Annotated in this window: 6 protein-coding genes; all 6 read left to right on the top strand. The window is 44.8% G+C overall.

Translation table 11 applies throughout. The features are described from left to right. On the top strand, positions 1 to 658 hold a 658-nt coding region (locus tag A3761_RS27890), incomplete at its 5' end, for a hypothetical protein (RefSeq protein ID WP_197473100.1). A gap of 2 nt (positions 659 to 660) precedes the next feature. Continuing rightward, positions 661 to 1,470, top strand: coding sequence for a hypothetical protein (locus A3761_RS18020; protein WP_068516514.1), 810 nt, complete (start codon positions 661 to 663; stop codon positions 1,468 to 1,470). A 60-nt stretch (positions 1,471 to 1,530) separates the two neighbouring features. Further along, a complete protein-coding gene (locus tag A3761_RS18015) occupies positions 1,531 to 2,751 on the top strand; it encodes an iron-containing alcohol dehydrogenase (RefSeq protein ID WP_068516511.1) in 1,221 nt (406 codons plus the stop codon). A gap of 278 nt (positions 2,752 to 3,029) precedes the next feature. Further along, positions 3,030 to 4,202: a hypothetical protein gene (locus tag A3761_RS18010; protein WP_156490166.1), complete on the top strand. Its 1,173-nt coding sequence runs from the start codon at positions 3,030 to 3,032 to the stop codon at positions 4,200 to 4,202. Positions 4,203 to 4,297: 95 nt separating this feature from the next. Then, positions 4,298 to 5,242 (top strand): hypothetical protein, encoded by a 945-nt coding sequence (locus tag A3761_RS18005; RefSeq protein WP_068567632.1) that lies wholly within the window; start codon positions 4,298 to 4,300, stop codon positions 5,240 to 5,242. 38 nt (positions 5,243 to 5,280) lie between these two features. After that, a partial coding sequence (locus A3761_RS18000; protein WP_156491933.1) for a transposase occupies positions 5,281 to 5,478 on the top strand: 198 nt, incomplete at its 3' end.

Raw genomic sequence — 5,478 nt, 5'->3', positions numbered from 1 at the left:
ATCTTGTCACGCTTGCCACAAAGAAGGTGGCGGTACACCTTTAAACTTTTACGGACAGGCCTTTGAAGATCAGGGAAAAAACAAAGCCGCCTTAAGACTGATCGCCGAGCTGGACAGTGATAAAGATGGTATCGCTAACGGTGTTGAAGCGGTCAAAAAATCTAACCCGGGTAATCCGAATTCGCTGCCTTCTAAACCGGGAAATTGGCTTGATTTATCCAGTATTATTCCAAAAGAAGTGCAAACGTTATTTCCTAAGGCTGAAGCTTGGAAACCGCTTGATGCCACCTTAACTGAGAAAGACCTTAAGCGGGCTGAGGCCATGGGTGTAAGGCTTAGCGGTGAAGACGAGAACACGATATACATCCCTGTCGCAAATCGTCGTCCGATAGGGACCAGTCTCATCTTTCCTGTGATATATAAGAATGAAACCTTCTTCTTATTGATGTCGACAGATCGTCACTTGAATATTAGCCAAGTTAAAGCTTTAGAGTCACAGGAACTTCCTTTCGAATTAGGGGCGGAGCTATTTCAAGGTTTTAAGGGCTCAGCACTTCACTCAATACCTAAGCGCGATGGTGATGGGCTGGCGACTGCGATAAACAGTGCAGTTAAACGTGCCGGTGCCTTGGTTTATATTCGCTTGAAGGGGGCTTAAGAATGCAAGGCTTGATAGCTAATAGTTTGTTCAGCATCTTGTTAACCTTAACGGCTTCATTCAGGGCACCCTTCTTAGCACTGTTTACGGTTTGTTTCCTGAGCTTGGGGGCGAGTCCTGCTTTGGCAGAAAATGCAGAATTTGATTTCTTCAGTGATGCGCCTATCGCTGAAGAGGAATTGGTCATTGTGCCACCCGAAAAAACAGCATGGGAAGACATTGGAGCGCCTATCGCGCTTGTGGTCTTTTTCTTCTTTTCTTGCTTCTTAATCAACTGGTTTTTCCCATTCAAGCAAACGGGTATGGAGTTTGATCTTCACAACCTGCCTATCGCGGCGCAGCGGGGTATTGGTGTAGCGGTCATACTTTATGGCATAGCCTTGGTGTTTGGCGCGATGGAGGCGCATTACCAAGTCCACTTGCATGGTGACGCACCCAGCTATTTTCAGCAAATGGGTGAAGGCAAGCTGATTGCTTTCACGCATGCCCACCTATTTGGCTTCACAACCAGCTTCTTTATCATCGGTATACCTTTCTCTATGCACTTCAGTCGCCTTAAGGTCTATCAATGGATATTTCCGGTTGGGTTGATTGCCTCGTTAACAGACATCATCTCCTGGTGGGGAATGAAGTATATCTCCGGTAACTTCGAGTACATTACCTGGGCCTGTGGTCTCATCTTTAGTGTGTGCTTTATGTGGATGCTTATCGGCCTGGTAAGAGTGCTATTCTTCCCGAAAGTAAAATGGTTCCCTGATTTTATCAACGAAGATAATCAGCGCCGTTTTAAGGAAGAGCATCCTCCTGAATAGAATCAATTTGCTCACAAGCTATTATCATTATGCAATGCAGTCGAATAAGGACTTAACGCTATGAACGACTTTTTTGGAAAGCTATTAAACTATGTTTGGATGTTTTGTCTAAAACTCACAGCCAGCCTACCGTTGATTAAAGAACCTAAGTTATTCGAGGGAGAAAACTCTTCACTTGATTTGATCGATTACATGGCGAGCCAGAAGCATAAAAGCGTACTGATTGTAACGGGTGCTGGGCTAATTCGAAGAGGGCAGGTGCAGCCGATTATTGATCGTTTTGCCGAACTTAATATTAGTGTGACTATTTTTGACCGTGTAGAACCCGACCCGACGTTCAGTATCACGAATGAAGCATTGAATCTGCTAAATGAAAACAATTGCCAAAGCGTGCTAGCGATCGGCGGTGGTTCTGCGATGGACCTTGCTAAAGTCATTGCCTTGAGTGCTTCCAATAAGAAAAAACCAGAAAAACTTACCGGTTATTTCAAAGCACTTAAGAAACCTTTGCCGTTTTACGCTATCCCAACAACAGCTGGCACAGGCTCAGAAGTGACGGTTATATCCGTCATATCTGATAATCAGACTAAAAGTAAAAGCTTCGTTATTGACCCTCGTACAGCCAGCTTAGCCACCGCACTTGATCCAGTATTTATGATTACGATACCGCCTGCGTTGACGGCAGCGACAGGAATGGACGCCTTAACCCATGCTATTGAAGCGTATGTCGGAAGAAATGGTAGTGCTTACACAGACGAGCAAGCCCTCGCAGCTATTCGTTTAATATTCAAAAACCTGCCTATTGCTTTTAAGGATGGAAGTAATATTGAGGCACGAAGTGCGCTGGCATTAGCTTCTTACAAAGCAGGACTAGCGTTTACGAAAGCATCACTGGGCTACGTACATGCTATTTCTCATCAATTGGGTGCGAAGTATGGTGTTGCCCACGGCTTGGGTAATGCAATTGTATTACCGCATGTGATTCAATATTCAGCGCCTTCAATTGAAGTCAAGCTGGCAACGATTGCACAAGAAGTTGGCATCGTGCAACAAGGAGACGACACAAAACAATCAGCAAAGAGAGTGGTAGAGTATCTTTTTGCGTTTAATAAAGCGGTCGATATCCCGGAAACGATTGCTGAGCTTCAAGAAGAAGACTTTCCTTCCATCGTTAAAGATGCCATGAGCGAAGCCTATTTCAATTATCCTGTTCCCAAATTTATGCCAGAACAAGATTGCAATACACTCTTACAGCAACTATTACCAAATACTGTAGCTTGAGGGTGAATTTTTTAGTCCACTTAGACTTGATCCTGACGCTTACTGCTTCGGTCTTTGCATTTGTCATTACTGCATAGACTTTCTTTAAGGAGCCGCAATGAAGAGTCAGGATTGGGTGGGGTGCCAATAGCAATACCGACATATGGGGTATAACCTAGTTCTCATAAATCACTAATACCCCCCAAATGGGCGGGTTAATAAAATACATACTCGCCGTATTATTTTTCCTATTCGTTCTATGACTCACAAAGTAATTAAATACTCCAGGCGGATGGATAGTGAAAATAATAAGATCTCGTAATGCTAAGATGATTGCTGGCGTCTCTGTACTCGCTGGAGTTGGCTTTGTCGCTCTTCAAAGTGAACCAGTACAGGAAACGTCAAAGCTTGGCACCCCCAAGAAAATTCAGGAAATAACCATTGGTGTTGAAGCTCAGTCTTTGGCAGAGACTGCGAACATGTCTCCCGATGACGCGCCTTTAGCTATTGAAGACAGGAATGATCCTTTTGAGGGGCGAGAGGTCAAATATCGCTTCCAGCAAATAGCGTCTCATTTTGCTCAGGAGATTAAATACCCTACTTTTTCGCGCCCGATTCATCAGCAACAGGACTTGGTTGAGTATTTACCCAATCGGGCCGTACAGTCTAGTCGACCGATCAATCTTGATGACGTTGATGGAGAGATACAAGAGGTAGGGCCTCGTATTGCTCTCAAGACCTCTAAGTTTAACTATTACCCTGGCGAACCTGTTGTCGCCGTCGCAGATGTGACAGGCATACAAGCTCGTAACTCTGTGCATGTCACGGGGCTAGTTCGAGTTGGTGGACAGATTGTCGCGAAAAACCAAGGTGTTATTCGCTCAGATGACGGTTCTAATCATGCTCACCAGCAATACAGCTTGCATTTTGATGACCTCAGCAATATTCCTGTGAGCGATCAGGGAGACATGGATGTTGTTGCCGAGTTTACGATTGATGGAAATACCTATGCGATTACCTCATTAATAAGGTACCCCAAGACGGTTGCGTCTATAGAGGGGCTTGGTGAGGTCGAGGTTGAAGGAGAATACCTCAAGATTCCAATGCAGGTGACGACCTCTGCTCCCGGCTTGCATGCCATTAAAGCAAATCTTTATGCTGCTGATTTAGGCACACCTCTTGTGCACCTGAATACGGTTGAAGAGCTCAACTCAGAGAGCGGTGTGCTCTTACTGAAAGCACACATCGCAGCACTTAAAAATATGGGCCATGAAGGGCCTTATGAACTCAGGGATCTTTCGTTTACCAGGGGGGCGTCTGCACCAAAATATACCGTGGAGCAAGGGCTGGTCGGCGCGTCTACATATCCTGTTGCCGGTTTCTCTTTTAGCGAATATGACGACGTTCCATACATCGACGAGAGCGCGCAATCACGTTTGGATTTCTTAAATCAACTAGGGAGTACTCACTAAGGCTAGCAACTTTCTGTAGCAGACAAGCTCTTAAATCACTACTCAACACATAATTAAGCTCTTAAAAATAAAGATAAAAGGACAGGAGAATTATCATGAAGATACTCAAGTATATCGTCGCTTTATGCATGGCGGCGTCTAGCCTTTCTAGCTTCGCAGGTCAAATTGCGGGTAAGAATATTTTACTCATCCAAGGGTATTGGCCCACGCATATTGCCGCTGATCCAGGTGACAACGGTAAGGAAGATGGCTATCGATATTGGGGGACGTCTGAACTATACAACGGCGGTAACGGTATTGTTCGGCATGGAGATGGATCGATCAATCAGACGGCAGACCCACATGCTAGAATTCTTTACTATGATTCAGGTAAACACCTAACTGGACCAGGTAATAATGGTGAGCTTGTTGCCAATCAGTTGCAAGAAATCTTCGCAGACACACCTAACTTTTGTGTTGATGGTTGTGTGTTGGTATTGCACTCAACGGGCGATATCGTAATGCGTTATGTTATGGATCCTCAAAATGCTTCACTGTTGGGTGATTATGCCAATAACTTAAACATTGACGCGGTCATCGCCATGGCGGGTGCCGGTGGTGGTACTGACCTGGCGAACATAGGTGTTGACCTGTTTAATGGTATCAACTACGGCTCTACTATTGCTAATGCTATTTCCGATTGGATTGGTGCAGATATTACATTGCCCAGCACGCGAATTGGTATGACGTATGAATTGCAGCCTGAAATTGCTCGAGGCTTAGCCGCGTCTGGTACGTCTAATTCGATCCCTAACTTGCGTATTGCAGGTACGGGTGATGAGCTTTTTGGTCTCGTTACGCACCCGCTGATTACAGGCGGCGATGACAGTGTTGTACCTCTGCATAGTGCATGTGGCTCTAACAGGGAAGAGTCCATTGATTCATGTGTGTCTGATCTAGCTGTAGATGGACGTGTGAAGTATGTCTCGAAGCACCCGTCTGGTTACTACGATTATTACTACCCCATCCCCCTGTGTCAGGATAGTTGTCGCCTCTGTTAATTTTTAATAATTGAATAGGAGGCGGTAAGAGAATATGAGTGAAGCATTATTCAAAAGAGTTTAAAGAAGCCATTGTTAAGAAGTGGCTTGAAAGTGGGTTATCATTAAGAACGTTTTCAGCCCAGGAAAACATAAACCTATCCACCTTGTATTCCTGGCGAGATAAATTTCAATTACCAGGTTCAAGTGTGACAAAAAGTAGTAGTCCAGATAACTGGTCTCCAGAAGCAAAGTTT

This window comes from Oleiphilus sp. HI0123, assembly GCF_001635315.1.
Note: the sequence above shows the minus strand (reverse complement) of the source record. Positions and strands in the feature narration are given on the sequence as shown.

What these genes read in the sequence shown, in the direction of transcription:
- A3761_RS18015 (WP_068516511.1), top strand. Translation starts at nt 1,531, where the DNA reads ATGAACGACTTTTTTGGAAAGCTATTAAACTATGTTTGGATGTTTTGT.
- A3761_RS18020 (WP_068516514.1), top strand. Translation starts at nt 661, where the DNA reads ATGCAAGGCTTGATAGCTAATAGTTTGTTCAGCATCTTGTTAACCTTA.
- A3761_RS18005 (WP_068567632.1), top strand. Translation starts at nt 4,298, where the DNA reads ATGAAGATACTCAAGTATATCGTCGCTTTATGCATGGCGGCGTCTAGC.